The following is an 18,057-nucleotide window of genomic DNA, read 5'->3' as shown; positions in this document are numbered from 1 at the left end:
ATGGAGCAAAACCCGCAGTCACAGCTGAAACTTCTTGTCACCCGTGGTAAGGAGCAAGGCTATCTGACCTATGCCGAGGTCAATGACCATCTGCCGGAAGATATCGTCGACTCCGATCAGATCGAAGACATCATCCAGATGATCAACGACATGGGCATCCAGGTGGTAGAAGAAGCACCCGATGCCGATGATCTGATGCTGAACGAAAACAGCACCGACACCGATGAAGACGCTGCGGAAGCCGCCGCTCAGGTCTTATCCAGCGTTGAATCTGAAATCGGTCGTACAACCGACCCGGTGCGTATGTACATGCGCGAAATGGGTACCGTTGAGCTGTTAACGCGCGAAGGCGAGATCGATATCGCAAAACGCATTGAAGATGGTATCAACCAGGTTCAGTGCTCCGTCGCGGAATATCCTGAAGCCATTACCTATCTGCTGGAACAGTACGATCGCGTAGAAGCAGGTGAAGCACGCCTGTCCGATCTGATTATCGGCTTTGTCGATCCAAATGCTGAAGAAGATCTGGCCCCAACGGCAACGCACGTCGGTTCTGAACTCTCTGAAGAAGAGCGTGATGACGACGAAGATGAAGACGAAGAGTCTGACGACGACAGTTCGGAAGATGACAACAGCATCGACCCTGAACTGGCCCGTGAGAAGTTTAACGATCTGCGCGTGCAGTATGAAGCCACTCGCACTGTGATTAAAGCGAAGAGCCGCAGCCACGCTGATGCTATCGCTGAAATTCAGAACCTTTCCGACGTGTTCAAGCAGTTCCGCCTGGTACCGAAGCAGTTCGACTACCTGGTTAACAACATGCGTACCATGATGGACCGCGTTCGTACTCAAGAACGTCTGATCATGAAGCTGTGTGTTGAACTGTGTAAGATGCCGAAGAAAAACTTCATCACTCTGTTCACCGGTAATGAAACCAGCGAAACCTGGTTCAAAGCCGCACTGGCGATGAACAAACCGTGGTCAGAGAAGCTGAACGACGTTTCTGAAGATGTCTATCGCAGTCTGCAAAAGCTGCAACAGATTGAAGAAGAAACCGGTCTGACTATCGAGCAGGTAAAAGATATCAACCGTCGTATGTCTATCGGTGAAGCGAAAGCCCGCCGTGCGAAAAAAGAGATGGTTGAGGCTAACCTGCGTCTGGTTATCTCTATCGCGAAGAAATACACCAACCGTGGTCTGCAGTTCCTCGACCTGATTCAGGAAGGTAACATCGGCCTGATGAAAGCGGTAGATAAGTTTGAATACCGTCGTGGTTATAAGTTCTCGACTTATGCGACATGGTGGATTCGTCAGGCGATTACCCGTTCTATCGCTGACCAGGCGCGTACCATCCGTATCCCGGTGCATATGATTGAGACAATTAACAAGCTCAACCGTATCTCCCGTCAGATGCTGCAGGAAATGGGACGTGAGCCGACGCCGGAAGAACTGGCTGAGCGTATGCTGATGCCGGAAGATAAAATCCGCAAGGTGCTGAAAATTGCCAAAGAGCCAATCTCCATGGAGACGCCAATTGGTGATGATGAAGATTCGCATCTGGGTGATTTTATCGAAGATACCACGCTGGAGCTGCCGCTGGACTCTGCCACCTCTGAGAGCCTGCGTTCTGCCACCCACGACGTGCTGGCAGGCCTGACGGCCCGCGAAGCGAAAGTTCTGCGTATGCGTTTTGGTATTGATATGAATACCGACCACACGCTGGAAGAAGTGGGCAAGCAGTTTGACGTAACGCGTGAGCGTATCCGTCAGATCGAAGCGAAGGCGCTGCGCAAGCTGCGTCACCCAAGCCGCTCCGAAGTGCTGCGCAGCTTCCTCGATGATTAATCGAAGCATCGCGTAACAGAATGGCCCCTTTACGGGGCCATTTTTTTTAGTGGGGCTTTTCTCTTTTTAAACGCTCAAACGCCGCGCGCCGTCAGCGCCTGCTCCAGAGCCGCATAGGCTGCGCTCATTTCTTCCTGTGAAGCACGATTCAGCCCGCTGGGATTAGGCAGAACCCAGACCTCCGTATCACCGATTAACTCCGGCTGCCTGCCCCACTCCACTTTGCTGCGGCGAAAGGCCTGCTGATAGGCCTGTTTTCCCAAAACGGCCAGCGCCGCCGGTCGATAGCGTTCGATTTTTTCCCTCAGCGCCAGCCCGCCGTCACGCAGTTCGTTGCCTGCAAGCTCGCTGGCCAGTACGGTCGGACGCTCCACCAGCATAGTAATGCCGCAGCCGGTTTCCAGCAGCCGCTGTTCCTGTTCGGGTTTGAGCTGGCTCAGGGTAAATCCTGCCTGAAAGATAGTTTTCCAGAATCGGTTACCGGGATGGGCAAAGTGAAAGCCGGTATGAGCTGAAGATTTTCCGGGGTTGATACCACAGAACAACACCCGCAGGCCGGGCTGAATAATATCGGTAATACCGTGCGCTTCCATACTGCAAAGGCTCCTTTCAGACGGGCCTCCTGATTTAAGAGGCCCGGATTGAAATCAGATAGCGGCGATCACCGCTGCGGTGATTTCCGCCGTTGTTAACCCACCGTTCACTTTTGCTTCTGCGGTAACCGCTTCAACGGCATGCAGAATAGCATCAGCCGCCTTGGTTTCACCCAGATGCTCCAGCATCAGCGCCGCAGACCAGATCGCCGCAATCGGATTGGCGATCCCCTGACCGGCAATATCCGGAGCGGAACCGTGTACCGGTTCGAACATCGAGGGTACACCCGGATTCGGATTAAGGTTGGCTGAAGCAGCATAGCCCAGTCCGCCCTGAATCGCCGCCCCTAAATCGGTCAGAATATCGCCGAACAGATTGGAGGCAACAATGACATCCAGAGTTTCCGGGTTCATCACCATGCGGGCTGCAATGGCGTCAATATGATAACGGGTTACGCTGACGTCAGGATATTCCTTCGCGATCTCCTCAGTAACTTCATCCCACATCACCATGGTGAACTTCTGCGCGTTGGATTTGGTCACCGATGCCAGACGCTTGCTGCGCTTGCGCGCCGCCTCAAATCCGAAACGCAGGATGCGTTCAACGCCACGCCGGGTGAAAATAGAGGTTTCAACCGCAACCTCATCCGCCGTTCCCTGGTGAATGCGACCACCAGCCCCGCTGTACTCGCCTTCGGTATTTTCACGAATGCAGAGGATATCGAAATCACCTCTACGCAACGGGCCTTCTACACCGGGCAGCAGGCGGTGGGGGCGGACATTGGCAAACAGATCGAACTGCTTGCGGATGGGCAACAGCAGGCCATGTAATGACACGCTATCAGGCACTTTTTCCGGCCAGCCTACGGCACCCAGCAGTACGGCATCGAACTGGCGCAGCTTATCGATGCCGTCTTTCGGCATCATCTCACCGTGCTCAAGATAGTACTCACAGGACCACGGGAAGCGCTCACCGCTGAGGGAAAAATCAAACTTAGCCGCGCTGTGTTCCAGTACCTGCCAGGCTGCATCAGTCACATCCACGCCGATACCGTCTCCGGGGATCAACGCCACTTGATAGCTTTTCATGACTCTCCTTAGGTTAATTCAGGGCAAAATAGCTCAGCACTTCACAGCCGCGGCCGACCGACGGCGTGGCAATCACCTGCCTGCTGGCCAGATCGATCACGCTCAGCGTACCGTCATCTTCGTTTGCGATGAGCAGCTGGCTGTTGTCCGGGCTGAAGCAGCCATCCATGGGTTTATGGCCGACGGCAATCTGCCCGAGTGGATTCAGGGTGGCATCATACAGGCTGATAACGGGCTCGCTATCGCCAATGACCACCAGCAGGGAACCATCTTCGCTGAAGCGGGTAATTTGTGCTGCTTTATTGTGGCCGTTCAGCGGCAGATGCTGCCGAATACGATGGCTCTGCGCATCAACCACATAGAGCAGCGGTCGCCGCGCATCGGTAGCGACCAAATAAGGATAGAGCGGCGAGGCGGCAATACCGCTGATGGGCCCCGGCATCAGAATATTATCCAGCACCTCACCTCTGCCGTTAGCCAGTCCGACGACGGTAATCGTCGCATCCTCTTCATTATCGGTAAATAATTTACGCCCGGACGGCAAAATAGTCAGTCGGTGGCTGTTGTATGAAGTCAGCGGAATATGACCGATCATCCGTTCACTTTCCGGATCGAGTATCAGAATCGTCGCGCTATTTTCACAACACATATAGACGTAACCATCACTACCCAACCGCCCGGTATGCGGCGACTCCAGCGGACTGATATCGATAAATCCCGTCAGCTCACGAGATGCCAGATCGATAACCGCGATTTTATGACCAGGATGGGGGTTATCGCCGTGGATGCCATCACCGTAGATCGGCACCCAGGCCTTGCGCTGTTTGGGCAGGATCAGCAACTCATGAGGACGGGGTGGAAAAGCGTTAAGCTCGCGCTCTACGGCAAAGGTCTGCGGATTGATAAACAGGACATTGCTGCCCTGCTTATCAACGGCAATCAGGCCAAACTGGCGATCGGTTAGCGGCATACAGATACCCCTTAGTTTTATCACACTATAAGGGTAGTTCATCCGGCTACACGATGAGGGTTCAGAGCACCTGCTGGATGGCCCAGACGGCCAGCGCATGATCTTCATGAGAAGGCAAACCGCTGACGGTGACCGTGCCAATCACGCCGCCGTTACCCAACAAGATCGGGAAGCTGCCGCCGCTGTCGGTGTAACGCTCAGGGTCCATGTAGTTCATCTCGGACATCGGCGTGCCCTGTGACTTATTCAGCTCCTGGGTGTAGAGCGAGGAGTGGGCATTGCGCAGGACGGTATGGCGCTTACGTGCAATCCACTCAAGGTTTTCCGCGCTCGAACCGCTCAGCGAGGTGCTGAACAACACCTGTCCAAACGCGAACACTTCAATGGCGACCGGCATCTTCTCACTGACGGCACGCTCACGGATTAGCGAGCCAATTTTCCATGCGGTATCAAAATCAAACTGGCTAACGCGAACGGTGGCTTCCTGCTGTAACAGCGTTTCAAGGCTGGGAATGGCTGACATAAAACATCTCCGGCAAGTTTGACGAAATCAGGCTTGCAGGATAAATGAAGTTATTTTTCCAATAAATCACAAAAGGAAATAAATATTTTATTTGAGAAGCAGATCAACTATTTCCTGTAACAAAGGGCAATCATGCCCTTCTTGATAGTGAAGCGCTCACCCGGCAGAAAATGCCTCACGCAGCCAGTGGATAAAGCCACTTACCGCGCGCGGCACCTGGGCCGACCACGGGCGCACAACATAAAGCATGTCGGCAAAAGCCCCGACGGTTTGCCACTCTGGCAGCAGTTGAATCAGCTTCCCCTCCTTTAATGCTGCTTGCGCACTGAAATCCGGCAGCAGTGCGATCCCCAACCCTTCCAGCGCCGCATCGCGGATCGATTCGCTGTTATTGGTGGCAAACGGGCCGCTGACGTTAACTGCCAACCTTTCACCACCGGAAAGAGGCTGAAAGCTCCAGCGGGGAGGTTCCACGCCGCGTGGATAATACAGGCACTGATGCTCGCTCAGTGACGACGGCGTCTCCGGTGTACCGTAGCGTGCCAGATAGTCCGGTGATGCCACGACCAGCGCACGGGTCGTACACAGCGGCAGTGCGACGTGGGTTTCCGGCAGGGTGTTACTGTGGCGAATAGCCAGATCAAAACCTTCACTGGCAAGAGAAACCAGCCGGTCAGAGACCTCCAGCTGTACCCTGACCTGCGGATGCTGGCGGAGAAATACGGTGATATGCGGCACCAGCTGCTGGCGGGCAAATGCCACCGGTGCAGTGACCCGAACCAGACCACGCAGCGGTCCGGCAGAATCACGCACGCTGAAAAAACTCTGTTCGATCTGGGCAAACGGCGCTCGCAAATCGTCAACCAGCTTTTCACCCGCGCTGGTCAATCGTACGCTGCGCGTGGTTCGCGTTACCAGCGGCACACCCGCCAGCTGCTCAAGCTCTTTAATCTTCTGCGACATCGCCGCCTTACTGACTTCCAGCCGATCAGCCGCGGCGGTAAAACTCCCCTGCTCGGCCAGCACCGTCAGCCAGTGCAGATGCGTCCAGAGCGCATCGGTCTTCAGTTCTTTCATCGACATTGTTCACTATAGTAAATAATCAATTCAAGTATAGCGCTTTTTCCCAACGGAGTTTATGGGTAAATTTATCACCAGAGACGAGCAGGAGGGGCTGACAGCTTTCCATAAAAGCACAGCAAACCGGCCCAATAAAACCAGCAATAGAGAGTGTCGAGGTTATTATGCCATTACTGCAATTTGATGTTATTCAGGGCCGTTCCGAGTCAGAGCTGAAAACGCTGCTTGATGCCGCGCACCGTGCAGTGCTGGCAGCATTTAAAGTACCGGAGCGCGATCGCTACCAGATTGTTCACGAAAACAAAGGTTACCAGATGGTATTTGAAGATACCGGTCTGGGTTTACAGCGAACCGATAATCTGGTGATGGTGCGGGTATTTACCAGCCCGCGCAGCAGCGAGCAGAAGCAGTTCTTTATGGCGGAGCTGTGCCGCGAGTTTAAAGAGAGCTGCGGTATCCTGCCTTCAGATGTGATGATTACCTTTATCACTAATGAGAAAGGTGACTGGAGTTTCGGTAACGGCGTGGCACAGTACCTGACCGGCGAACTGTAAGACGTATTCAGATTAAAACGCTCCCCGACAGCCGTCGGGGAGCACAGTTAAATCAGAAGTCGTAGCGCAGGCGCACCAGGTTCATATCACCCAGATTGTCGGTGCTTGAGGTAAAGACGTGCTCGTAGTCAACACGGAAGCCGTAATCCAGCTTGAAGGTAACACCCAGACCGTTGTCGATACGCTTGTAGTTGCGGCCAGTGACGTACTCCAGACGGTCACCCATCACATACGGCATCACTGATTTCAGCCCGTACTGCTGTACCGGAATGGTATAACCTGCCAGATATTCGATACCCCACGCATCACCGGCAAAGTAGTTGTGAACGTTAGCCTGCTTGGTGGTCAGGAAATTATCATACCAGCCACCGCCGGCGGTGAAGGTCCAGTTATCCGGCGTCCAGCTCAGTGCCGTACCGAAGATATTTTGATCGTAGGATTTATCATCGCCGTTGCCAGGATTGCGCATTTCAGCGCGTGTATAGTTCCATGCCGTACCCCAGGTCAGATCTTTTGTGATGTGGTAGTCCACACCCAGCGAGCCGCCGCCCTGACGTTTGTAACGCAGGCCATTACCCGGCAGGTATTCATTGTCGGAGAACAGATAGGAAGCGTAAAAGTCGGTATTGCCTAGGGTATTTTTGTATTTCAGCATCTTACGGCTACGGTAAGAGCCGTCATAATCGCCGTTAATCCCGTTGCCCGGTGCCTGGCCCAGCATATCGTAATCCCAGATATCGGTTTTAGCGCCGACAACATCGTAGTAGACGCTGTTCTGCTGACCAAAGGTCAACTGACCCCAGGTTGCGCTTTTAAGACCGGTATATAGCATACGACGTGAAGTGTTATTTGCACCTTCGGCATGATGGTTATCCCAGTCGAACAGCGCCGGAATATTCACACCCAGTTCGTAATAGCTGATCCAGCTAATATCATCGAACAGATAATAATCTGCCGCGAAACGGAAACGCGTACCGCCATCAAAACCGTTTCTTTTATATGAACCTTTATCACCATCGCCGGTCATATTGTTGAACTGTGGTCGAATGCTGCCGCCCACGGTAAAGTTCAGGCGGCTAAGCGGATCGCCTGCCTGAGGATCTTGTTTCAAAAGGGTAATTTCAGCATTGGCTGCGAAAGAAGCACTGCCCACAATCAGTCCCAGCGCCACTGCCTGAGCAAGCTTACGTGTTTTAATTAACATCTTGTATTCCTGTGTAATATTGGAAAATAAATATTGAACAAAATATTACACTGGAAAAACTAATATAAAACACACCAACCTTATTATTTTGTGCTTTTTCTCTTAGTAAATAACCAATATTTGTTTTCAATATATTTCAAAACAATCGCAATTAATCATTTTGTGCTTACTCCCTATATACTAGTTAAACAATAGCATTATTTGTTCGCTTAAAAATCATACTGCATAACGCAGAAATTCACTTGTCGTCGCGCAAAACACCGGAAAGTTATCGCCCTGGCCGTCAGGGTAAAGAATGAGATGGGGTTCGCCATTACGACCGTCCCCCCTTCCTTCACGTGGGTCTTTTCCCATCATAACAGGCTGATGTGACGCCTACCCGCAAACGAAAGAGAAGTGCCAAACAGCCATTAAGAATGTGAGCCGCATCTGAGTTTTGTAATTATTGCAGGATGAAAAGAAAGATTAGCAATATTTACCCAATCGCTCACCGTATGCATTCTCTCATCAACACTGTGATAGTACATGGCAGATAACGAAGAAATAAATTAATGATATAAAAGAGTTTTATATCCCTGCCATTGCAAGCTGAGTTAAACCGGCTTTGCTTAACATTAGTTACGTTTACTCTCGGGAAAGTTAAACAAAACCTAAACGGACAGGCTTGAATGGCCCCGACACCCACATTTCGCTGTCCCCCCCATTTATTGCCAGAGATAATTCGCTGCGTTAAATTAATTCGTTAACTCGAATCATTTCATCTCGCCGCTACCTGACAGGGATTGCGTCACACACAGGGTAAAATCGATCCAATGGTTTCAGAATGGTTATCTTTAATATTGTTTGTCGCTTCTGCTGCTCTCTACACCTGGAAGGGGGGGCAACATAAGCTGTGGTTTTCTGCCGTGCTGGCGCTGCTCGGCATCTATATCATTCTAAATGCTTCACTTTTTGCCAGTAACTACTTTACCGGTGAAGGAATTAACGATGCGGTTATCTATACAATAACCAGCAGTCTGAGTGGCGCAGGATTACAAAAATATATTATGCCCGCTGCTGGCCTGATCGTCGGGTTATTATTGCTATTCCTGTTTTTATCCTGGGTTTTACGTCTGCGTAAAAACCATAATTACAGCAAATTGTATAGCCTGCTGGCGCTGGTGCTCGCTGCGGCATCCATTAAAACAACACCGGCGTACCAGCAGGTTAGCGATCTGATCAAATCACAGGTCGCAAAAGGGGATTCCGACTTTTACAGTCACTACAAGGTGCCGGGGAAGAACCTGCGCGGCGATCGCCCAAATCTGGTTTACATCTACGCGGAGAGCCTGGAACGCACCTACTTTGATGATAAAGCGTTTCCCGGCCTGGCTCCGGAGTTGAATCAGATCAAAGCGGACTCACTCGATTTCAGCAACACGGAACAGCTGCCCGGGACCGAATATACGATTGCCGGCATTGTCGCCTCACAATGCGGCATCCCGCTGTTTGCTCCTTTTGATGGCAACGCGTCCAGCTCACTTTCCACCTTCTATCCGCAAAACGTCTGCCTGGGTGACATCCTTAAAGCGTCCGGTTATCAGAACTATTTCTATCAGGGAGCCAGCCTGAGCTTTGCCGGTAAAGATCTGTTCTTCACCTCCCACGGCTTCGACCATATTTATGGTTTCAATGAATTGAAAAGCATGGTGAAAGATCAGAACTATCGTAACGACTGGGGCTGGTACGACGATACCGTGCTCGATATCGTCTTTGATAAGTATCTGGAACTGGCGAAGAAAAATCAGCCTTTCTCGCTGTTCGCACTCACCGTAGATACCCATCATCCAGATGGATTCATCTCCCGCAGCTGTCAGAGAAAGTCCTATCCATTTGATGGAAAAGAGAATAAGTCTTTTGCTGCCGTCGCCTGCGGCCAGGAACATATTGCCCGTCTGATTGAAAGAATACGTGCAACACCGTACTTCAAAAATACCATTATCGTTGTCGGTTCCGATCACCTGGCGATGAACAACACCGCCTTTAAGTACCTGAACCAGCACGATCGTCGCGACCTGTTCTTTATGCTGCGCGGCGACAACGTCAGCAGCAAAGTTATCACGGCCAAACGCAGTACGCTGGATAACGGTGCGACCGTACTGGATGCCATGGGCGGCGATAACTTTATCGGTCTGGGGCGCAGTTCGCTTTCATCCACGTCACTTTCTGCCACTTATCTGAATATCAAAGAAAAGATCAACGAGTGGAAGCCCGACGTGATTAAGTTGTGGAACTTCCCGAAAACGATTTCGGATTACAAAATAGACAGCAACAATAATACATTCAGTTTCTCCGGCTCCCACTTTAAGCTGCCGCTGCTTTTATCGGTAATGCCAAACAAGATTGAACCCAAGCTTGATGCCTATCTGGCAACGCCTCTGAAACAGCAGCTGGCGAGATTTGCCCCTGATGAAAAATTTGTCTGGGCCGATCGCTGTTACAAAATCGGCAGCGTATGGGACGAATCCCTGACGCTGAATAACGGGCTATGCGTTGCCAACGGCACGCTGAATGCGAAACCACATATTGAACAGCTCAAACCGGGCAGTACATTGGGGAAAATCACCTTTACCCCAACCAACAGCAGCAGTGACGAACAGTATCAGCGCAGCGTAACCCGCCTGCGAATCGCCGATGCCGATTTAAAATATCGCTCGGACCGCATTCTGTTTAACCTGCCCGGGCTACCGCAGCAGGTACTGAAAATCACCGGTATGTCCTACATTGAGCCATGGGGCCGCTGGTCTGATGCGAATCTGCTACCGGAAGTGACCATACAGTACCTGGAACCGCTGCCTGAAGCGTTCCAGCTGAAGCTGACGGCGCGCGCCTTTGGCAACAACGCATTACGCCCGGTCGTCGTTAAGGTGGGTAACTGGCAGCAGGAGATCTCTTTGGGCGAAAGCGATACTACGCTGACGTTACAGGTTAGCAATCCTTCAGGTGCACGCAGTATCATCCTGGTCCCTCCAGAACCGGCCGAGTCAACGCTGGGTACCGTTGATGGTTTTGCTGCCCGTCGGCTGGGCATCGGACTTATCGACCTGCAAGTATCGCCACAGCAGTAAACAACCCGCCCCCTTCATCGGGGGCGCTTGTCCTTTTATCGAATGATAAATATAGAATTTCGGCTAACCCGGATTCTGCTAACCAAACGCCCGGCTTGTACTATTGGCGGTATCTTTATGCCTTCGCGGGGGTTATTTCGAAACCGTTGTTAATTTGCCGCGCTTTATTTTCTACCAGAATGAAACACCTGCCCGCTATTGATTCCATTCGATACCTGTCGTGACACTTTTATTCACATGAAGGGCTTGCAGTAAAAAACAGAAAAATTACTATGGCGTAGTAACCATTCACTCACAGGAAAGCCTTCCCGTTGAAATCTTTGCGCTACGCCCTGATATTTTTACCTGTGCTTGCTCTGCCAATGCAAAGCCAGGCGCAGAAAACGCCCGATCCGCTGCTGGCCTCCGAACTGGTTAATCGCTACGCTGATAATATTTTCTATAACACCAAAGCCAGCGGGATGGCGATTGTCGCCATTGATGCCAACCAGCGTATCTTCGCCAGCCGCGGCGTAGTGCGCCCCGGAAGCAAACAGCCACCGGCAAAAGATTCACTGGTTCGTATTGCTTCGCTAAGTAAGCTGATGAGTAGCGAACTGATGGTCAAACTGGCGGAAGAAGGTCGGCTCAAGCTGGACGATCCTCTTAGTAAATACGCCCCTGCCGGTGCCCGTGTACCGGCCTGGAACGGGCAGCCCATCCGCCTGATTAACCTTGCGACGCACACCAGCGGCCTGCCCCGTGAGCAACCCGGTGGTAAAGCGATGCGGCCGGTGTTTACCTGGCCTACTAACAGCCAGCGCTGGGCATGGCTGCGCACCGCGCAGCTAAAGTCAGCTCCCGGTCAGGTTGCTTCTTACTCTAATTTAGCCTTTGATTTATTGGGTGACGCCCTGGCAAAAGCCGGAGGTAAACCCTATCCGACCCTGCTGCAGGAAAAAGTGACCCGCCCTCTGGGGATGAAAGACACCACCTTCACCCCCTCACCGGACCAGTGCGCACGCCTGATTATCCCGGCGAAAAGCCCTAGCCCGTGCAATAACTCACTGGCTGCGATTGGCAGCGGTGGGGTTTATTCCACACCGGATGATATGGGTCGCTGGATGCAGCAGTTCCTGTCATCCGATGTACAGGCGCGTAGCGCACATGTTGACCGGCTACAAACGATGATTTACCAGCGTAGCCAGCTCACTAAAGTAGAGGGAATGGATGTCCCCGGTCGTGCAGATGCACTCGGTATGGGATGGGTTTACATGGCTCCGCGCGAAGGCAGGCCGGGGATCATTGAAAAAACCGGTGGAGGTGGCGGCTTTATTACCTATATGGCGATGGTGCCACAGTACAGCGTAGGTGTATTTATTGTTGTCGCCCGCTCGAATGAAACCCGCTTCACGCCAATGAGTGATGGCGTCAATAACCTGCTTACCGAGATGATTGGTAACACGTCAGGCAGCGCTCAGCTGGCCGCCAGCATTATGGCAAACTGATTGCGCTACGTTCGGTATGCATTTCATTCTGCATCCCCCCCTTCTTCAGTTAATGCTGAACCATCCGCTGCAACATCACCCTGTGTGCGGCGGATAAGCTTCTCACGCGGTAGCAGACGCCCGCGCTTATCATAATAACGACTCGGCCAGATTTCCGATGGGTGCATATCCAACGCGGCGGCAATAATAAACTCACCTTTTGGCCAGGGTTTTTTCAGTGCGTTCGCCAGCGTCCCCGAACTCAGCCCTACCTCACGCGAAAGTGCCGCTAGTGAATTTTTACGTTTTTTAATCGCAGCAATAATATCTGCACTGTGCATATCCTGTCTTTTCGCCATAGCATCCTCTGCGTGTCGGTGAGTTCCTGTTTTATGCTCAATCTAACACTAAGTATTACTTAGTACAATTTGCATTAGCAACTAAGAGAATCCCGTTAATTGTTTCAATACCGGGATTATTATGCTGGCACATCGTTTAAAAGAGGCTCGCCTGAGAAAAGGGCTATCGCAGCAAAAACTGGGCGTTTTAGCGCAAATTGACGAGGCCACAGCCAGTGCCCGTATGAACCAGTACGAACGGGGTATTCACGTGCCTGATTTTGAACTGGTATGCCGTCTGGCCGTTATCCTGGACGTGCCATCCTGCTATTTTTATACGGTAGAAGATGAACTTGCCAGACTGGTGCTGGCCTGGTACTCGCAGCATAAATCACACTAAAAGCTAAAACGCATTCCCTGTTACGCCCCCAGTCGATTAGACTAAGTTCTACTTAGTACATTTTATTCGAGCGGCTAAGAGAATCCTGTTATCTGTTCAGAAGTCAGGATCGACATGCTGCCACAACGTTTAAAACAAGCGCGAACAAGGATGAAGATATCGCAGCAGAAGCTGGGGATTTTAGCCGGAATTGACGAAGCCACCGCCAGTACCCGAATGAACCAATACGAGCGCGGTATTCATACACCCGATTTTGAACTGGTTTGCCGCCTGGCAGCCATTCTGCACGTGCCCGCATGCTATTTCTACACACAGGAAGATGAACTGGCCGACATCATAGAGCACTGGTATGAGCACCATAACGGCTCAAACTAAAGCACCCGCCTACCACGAAAACCACATCAGATAGCCTCTCACGCGCCCCTTACATCATCCGGCTATAAGTTGTTCTTTTTTATCATATGGACGAACGGTTGACTCGATCGCGGAATTACGGTTATTTGACAGCCTTCTACCTCTTTGAATTCAGGGAAAATATCGTGTTCAAGCCTGCCATAACTCGTTCTGTCACCACTACCGCACTTCTGCTGGGATTACTACTCACCGGCTGCGATCAGAAAGCCGCTGACAGCCATCATATTAAAGTTGGCGTCATTAACGGTGCGGAGCAGGATGTCGCTGAAGTGGCGAAAACGGTCGCTAAAGAGAAATACGGATTAGATGTTGAACTGGTTGGTTTCAGTGGTTCTCTGCTGCCTAATGAACCCACGGCAGGCGGCGATCTGGATGCCAACGTGTTTCAACACCGACCGTTCCTTGAGCAGGATAATAAAGCCCATGGTTATAAACTGGTCGCGGTTGGCAATACGTTCGTTTTCCCAATGGCTGGTTACTCAAAAAAAATCAAAACAATCAGTGAACTGAAAGATGGCGACACCATCGCCATCCCAAATGATGCCACCAATCTTGGCCGGGCACTGCTGCTGTTACAGAAAGAAAAGCTGATTACGCTCAAACCGGATACCGGTCTGTTACCAACCGCCGTGGATATCACCGCTAACCCACTGCATCTGCAAATCATGGAGCTGGAAGGCGCACAGCTGCCCCGCGTGCTGGATGATGCCAAAGTGACGGTGGCAATTATCAGCACCACCTATATTCAACAAACCGGGCTGAATCCGGTGCGTGACAGCGTATTTATTGAAGATAAGCAGTCACCTTATGTGAATATCATCGTGACTCGTGAAGAGAATAAAGACGCTGAGAACGTTCGCGATTTTATTAAATCCTATCAGTCGCCGGAAGTGGCAGCCGCTGCGGATAAAATCTTCAACGGCGGTGCCGTTGCAGGCTGGTAATCGCACTCAGTCGCAGTGCCATAATGATTAACACTGCCAGTTGTTTAGATTACTAAAATCAAATATTTGTGAAAAGCCACACAGTATTTGGATAATCTTCAACGACGCCGCACACCGTTGATCGCGATCAAGAAGGATCATACCTGCTCATCGGTATGATCCGACCTGTAAAATGAATCTCATGACCTGGCTACTTTCCTGTTTCGTTCTGACTATTTTCAACCACGGAGAACTTCACTGAGACACGGGTAAGCAATCTCATAATGACTTTGCTTAATGACGGGCAACATGGATGAGCTGCCAATGCGATACAACATTAACGCCAGTCTTATTTATGACGCCGCAGACGGAAGCATTTCGCTGCCGGGCAGTAATGCTCCGGATACTCAGCTCTCGATTACGGCCAGTGCGCTACTGCTGTTTTTCCTGCAGCATCAGGAGGTTGTTAGCCGGGAAGAAGTCCTAAAAAAAGTCTGGGATGATAACGGCTTAACATCATCAAACAGCAACCTTAATCAGTATCTGAGTATGCTGCGCAAAACATTCCGCCACTATGATATAGAAAATATTATTTTGACTATTTCGCGGGGTAATTTGCAGTTTAATCCGGATATTGCAGTCGAGATGCTCGATAGTCTTTCCCCTCAGCCCGCACCAGAAGTACATTCTGAGCAGACGACGCCGCCGAAGATGGTGGAAGAACATCAAGCTTTTCCAGCGGCCAGAAAAATCAACTGGAATATTGCCAGCGCCGTATTGCTGGTTTTATCGCTCTTAATGCTTCCCTTTTCCTTAATTAACCGTCTCCATCCGGTTTTTATCTCCCCCGTTTCGGTCTCGGGCCAGGGCTGTGAATTATCAGGCACAACGGATATGGTCGGATCGGTGACCACTCACGACTATGAAAAAAATTTTTTAAATGTCTTACATGAACTTAACCTTACCTGCAAACCCGGGCAGCGGTACATATTTTTCTACAGTGACAAATTACAGACCAAAGGATTAGGTCGCGTTTTCCTCGCTCACTGCGCCATTCATGGGAATATCCCTTTCGGTTACTGTGATAACTACTTTTATTATTCATGGGAGCCAAAATGAAGATGTATCCCAGATCTTTTTTTGCCGTTTCGTTGATGATATTTAGCGCAACAGCGGCATTTACCGGCTGGCGTTTACTACCGCACCAGGCTTCAACGCAGATTGACTGTTCGTCGCGCGTTATCATGCGGTTTGAAAATATGGATAAGGAAAACGTGAACGGTTCGGTTCACTTCAACTTCGGCCCGGGCGGGAAAGGCTCCATGGTGGTGGAAGGCTATACCGATTCGGATGAAGGCTCCCTCTATCTTCAGCGCTACGTCAAATTCACCTATAGCGTCAGGCACGTCTCAGCGGCGGAAAATCACTACATGATTAATCAGTGGCAGGCAAGCGCCTCTTCAATCGACAGGTCGCCGGATATCATCTTTGACTATTTCATGCGTGAAATGTCAGACAGTCGCGATGGTCTGTTTCTGAATGCACGTCGGCTAAGCAGCAAAACCGTGTTATTCAGCTCAATCAACTCACCTTTATATATCTGCACCCTAAAATCCGGCAGCACTTTCAATTAAATTCAATAACGCCACCGCCCTATCCGCAAGACTGAAAAACAGCACATTATGTATTTAGCGCTAAGCTAAAAAACCCAGTGAAATATGAGGCACGCCACAGTTTTATGGGTGGTTGTCTTTACTCATATTCAAACCATTAGCATCGGGCTAACAAAGTGACACGCCTGCGAATAGCCAGGAAATCAGACATCCTTAATCAACCACAGCCACAGTAAAAATCAGCACAGACAAGTAAATACAGGACATGTGAACGCTAAATTTCAGATGAAAAAACTAAAAACCTCAAAAATCTGAATTTAAATTTTGATTTCCATATTCAGGGATATAGTGAGCTGAAGAGCATTCGTTACGCATTTTAATCACGATGTAGTCGGAGTTCTTATTGCTGTTGTTCAGCACAAGTTCAACCGCGTATCGGCGATAGTGAACTCATCGCCTCAAAGCAACAATTTGATGCGCCTGGTTTTCTTTATTGACCCTGATTAAGGATAACTGATGATGACAATGGATAAGGATTTACTCTCCCGGCAGAACGCGCGGGACCTGGTACGTAATGCCAAGAAAGCGCAGGCGGTTCTGGCCACATTTTCACAGCAGCAAATTGATGCGATCGTAAAAAACGTTGCCAAAGAAGCAGCTGCCCAGGCCGAACCTCTGGCAAAACTGGCCTGTGAAGAGACCGGCTTTGGCAACTGGCAGGATAAGGTACTGAAAAATACCTTCGCATCAACCTTCCTTTATGAATCAATTAAAGACATGAAAACCGTGGGAATTATCCACGAAGATAACGAAAAAAAAGTGATGGATGTGGGCGTGCCTTTAGGCGTGATTTGCGCTCTGGTCCCTTCCACTAACCCCACCTCTACCATCTTCTATAAGAGCATCATCGCGTTGAAATCCGGCAACGCCATCGTTTTCTCTCCGCATCCGGGTGCTCGTGAATGCAGCTGGAAGGCCATCGACGTTGTAAGAAAGGCCGCTGAAGCCGCAGGAGCACCGGCGGGTATCGTCAGCGGCATTACCGAACTGACCCTGCAAGCAACGCAGGAACTGATGCACAGCAAAGACGTCTCCCTCATTCTGGCTACGGGCGGTGAAAGCATGGTGCGGGCTGCCTATGCATCCGGCACGCCAACGATTAGCGGCGGACCAGGTAACGGCCCCGCATTTATCGAACGCACGGCAGACGTCCACCAGGCGGTGAAAGACATCATCACCAGTAAAACCTTCGACAACGGGGTTATCTGTGCTTCCGAGCAGTCGATTATCGTTGAACGCTGCATCTGGGAAGAGACTGAACGTGAGCTGAAGGCGCAGGGTGCCTACTTCATGAATGAGGAGGAGAGCGCGAAAATTTCCGCCCTGCTGATGCGCGCCAACAACACCATCAACCCGGAAACGGTGGGAAAAACCGCATTGACCGTCAGCCAGATGGCCGGTTTTAGCGTTCCAACCAATACTCGTGTACTTGTCTCTGTGCAAACCGTTGTTTCAAAACAAAATCCTTTCTCGCGCGAAAAACTGTGCCCGGTACTGGGGCTGTACGTGGAAGATGACTGGAAATCGGCCTGCGATCGGGTCGTGGAACTGTTAAACAACGAAGGGCTCGGCCACACGCTGGTGCTCCATACCCGGAACCAGGAAGTTATCCGCCAGTTCAGTCTGGAAAAACCCGTCCACCGCATTTTGATCAATACCCCGGCAGCGCTGGGGGCCATTGGTGCCACCACTAACCTCACTCCGGCGCTGACGCTGGGATGCGGAGCCATTGGCGGTGGCTCTACCTCCGATAACGTCGGACCGATGAACCTGGTCAACATTCGCAAAGTCGGATTTGGCGTTCGATCCATTGAAGACCTGCGCCAGTAGCCGTTTTTTGGCCATGAGTATAGCCCGGCAATAACGGTGATCCATCAA

At 50.9% G+C, this 18,057-nt stretch carries 16 protein-coding genes and 1 pseudogene; 10 read left to right on the top strand and 7 right to left on the bottom strand.

Annotated features, from left to right (window positions below; genetic code table 11):
* Positions 1–1,845 (top strand): RNA polymerase sigma factor RpoD, encoded by a 1,845-nt coding sequence (gene rpoD, locus OMR58_RS03885; protein WP_105592541.1) that lies wholly within the window; start codon positions 1–3, stop codon positions 1,843–1,845.
* Between the two features lie 74 nt (positions 1,846–1,919).
* On the opposite strand, the gene mug is transcribed toward rpoD, so the two are convergent.
* The 5 genes from mug to OMR58_RS03860 form a co-directional block, all read right to left on the bottom strand.
* Entirely contained in the window at positions 1,920–2,438 is a 519-nt protein-coding gene (gene mug, locus OMR58_RS03880; protein ID WP_205065887.1) for a G/U mismatch-specific DNA glycosylase, read from the bottom strand.
* A gap of 54 nt (positions 2,439–2,492) precedes the next feature.
* On the bottom strand, positions 2,493–3,527 hold the full coding sequence (locus OMR58_RS03875) for a tartrate dehydrogenase (protein WP_200560225.1): 1,035 nt from the start codon (positions 3,525–3,527) through the stop codon (positions 2,493–2,495).
* Between the two features lie 13 nt (positions 3,528–3,540).
* Positions 3,541–4,497 carry a WD40 repeat domain-containing protein gene (locus tag OMR58_RS03870; RefSeq protein WP_264545310.1) on the bottom strand — a complete coding sequence of 319 codons (957 nt, stop codon included), beginning with the start codon at positions 4,495–4,497 and terminating at the stop codon, positions 3,541–3,543.
* Positions 4,498–4,558: 61 nt separating this feature from the next.
* On the bottom strand, positions 4,559–5,020 hold the full coding sequence (locus OMR58_RS03865; RefSeq protein ID WP_200543499.1) for a heme-degrading domain-containing protein: 462 nt from the start codon (positions 5,018–5,020) through the stop codon (positions 4,559–4,561).
* A gap of 156 nt (positions 5,021–5,176) precedes the next feature.
* The gene (locus tag OMR58_RS03860; RefSeq protein WP_264545309.1) at positions 5,177–6,097 is read right to left on the bottom strand and encodes a LysR family transcriptional regulator; all 921 of its coding nucleotides are present in this window, start codon (positions 6,095–6,097) and stop codon (positions 5,177–5,179) included.
* A 167-nt stretch (positions 6,098–6,264) separates the two neighbouring features.
* On the opposite strand from OMR58_RS03860, the gene OMR58_RS03855 reads away from it, so the two are divergent.
* Positions 6,265–6,654, top strand: a complete 390-nt coding sequence (locus OMR58_RS03855) for a tautomerase family protein (RefSeq protein ID WP_105592547.1) — start codon at positions 6,265–6,267, stop codon at positions 6,652–6,654.
* A 52-nt stretch (positions 6,655–6,706) separates the two neighbouring features.
* Here the strand turns inward: OMR58_RS03855 and OMR58_RS03850 are convergent, their stop codons facing one another.
* Positions 6,707–7,858 carry a porin gene (locus tag OMR58_RS03850; protein ID WP_200560229.1) on the bottom strand — a complete coding sequence of 384 codons (1,152 nt, stop codon included), beginning with the start codon at positions 7,856–7,858 and terminating at the stop codon, positions 6,707–6,709.
* 812 nt (positions 7,859–8,670) lie between these two features.
* Between OMR58_RS03850 and opgB the strand changes: the two genes are divergently transcribed.
* Both opgB and ampH read left to right on the top strand, forming a co-directional pair.
* Complete coding sequence (opgB, locus tag OMR58_RS03845; protein ID WP_264545424.1) at positions 8,671–10,965, top strand: phosphatidylglycerol--membrane-oligosaccharide glycerophosphotransferase; 2,295 nt, start codon at positions 8,671–8,673, stop codon at positions 10,963–10,965.
* 362 nt (positions 10,966–11,327) lie between these two features.
* Positions 11,328–12,452: a D-alanyl-D-alanine-carboxypeptidase/endopeptidase AmpH gene (gene ampH, locus OMR58_RS03840; RefSeq protein ID WP_444861298.1), complete on the top strand. Its 1,125-nt coding sequence runs from the start codon at positions 11,328–11,330 to the stop codon at positions 12,450–12,452.
* A gap of 23 nt (positions 12,453–12,475) precedes the next feature.
* On the opposite strand, the gene OMR58_RS03835 is transcribed toward ampH, so the two are convergent.
* Positions 12,476–12,790 carry a helix-turn-helix domain-containing protein gene (locus tag OMR58_RS03835; RefSeq protein WP_264545308.1) on the bottom strand — a complete coding sequence of 105 codons (315 nt, stop codon included), beginning with the start codon at positions 12,788–12,790 and terminating at the stop codon, positions 12,476–12,478.
* A gap of 121 nt (positions 12,791–12,911) precedes the next feature.
* Here OMR58_RS03835 and OMR58_RS03830 point away from each other — a divergent pair, with 121 nt between their 5' ends.
* From OMR58_RS03830 to OMR58_RS03805, 6 genes and pseudogenes are all read left to right on the top strand, one after another.
* Positions 12,912–13,169 carry a helix-turn-helix domain-containing protein gene (locus OMR58_RS03830; RefSeq protein WP_105592551.1) on the top strand — a complete coding sequence of 86 codons (258 nt, stop codon included), beginning with the start codon at positions 12,912–12,914 and terminating at the stop codon, positions 13,167–13,169.
* Between the two features lie 114 nt (positions 13,170–13,283).
* Positions 13,284–13,544 carry a helix-turn-helix domain-containing protein gene (locus OMR58_RS03825; RefSeq protein ID WP_200560230.1) on the top strand — a complete coding sequence of 87 codons (261 nt, stop codon included), beginning with the start codon at positions 13,284–13,286 and terminating at the stop codon, positions 13,542–13,544.
* Between the two features lie 164 nt (positions 13,545–13,708).
* Positions 13,709–14,527, top strand: a complete 819-nt coding sequence (nlpA, locus tag OMR58_RS03820) for a lipoprotein NlpA (protein ID WP_370569371.1) — start codon at positions 13,709–13,711, stop codon at positions 14,525–14,527.
* A 303-nt stretch (positions 14,528–14,830) separates the two neighbouring features.
* Entirely contained in the window at positions 14,831–15,625 is a 795-nt protein-coding gene (locus tag OMR58_RS03815) for a winged helix-turn-helix domain-containing protein (protein ID WP_200560274.1), read from the top strand.
* Positions 15,622–16,140: a FidL-like protein gene (locus tag OMR58_RS03810; protein ID WP_200560231.1), complete on the top strand. Its 519-nt coding sequence runs from the start codon at positions 15,622–15,624 to the stop codon at positions 16,138–16,140. The genes OMR58_RS03815 and OMR58_RS03810 overlap by 4 nt, the downstream gene beginning before the upstream one ends.
* Before the next feature lie 495 nt (positions 16,141–16,635).
* A pseudogene (locus OMR58_RS03805) lies at positions 16,636–18,003 on the top strand (acetaldehyde dehydrogenase (acetylating)); the annotation flags it as partial.
* Positions 18,004–18,057 lie beyond the last annotated feature (54 nt).

It is taken from the genome of Erwinia sp. INIA01 (genome assembly GCF_025947915.1).
GTDB lineage: Bacteria > Pseudomonadota > Gammaproteobacteria > Enterobacterales > Enterobacteriaceae > Erwinia > Erwinia coffeiphila.
The sequence above is the reverse complement of the archived record's forward strand: the minus strand, read 5'-3'. Positions and strand labels throughout refer to the sequence as shown.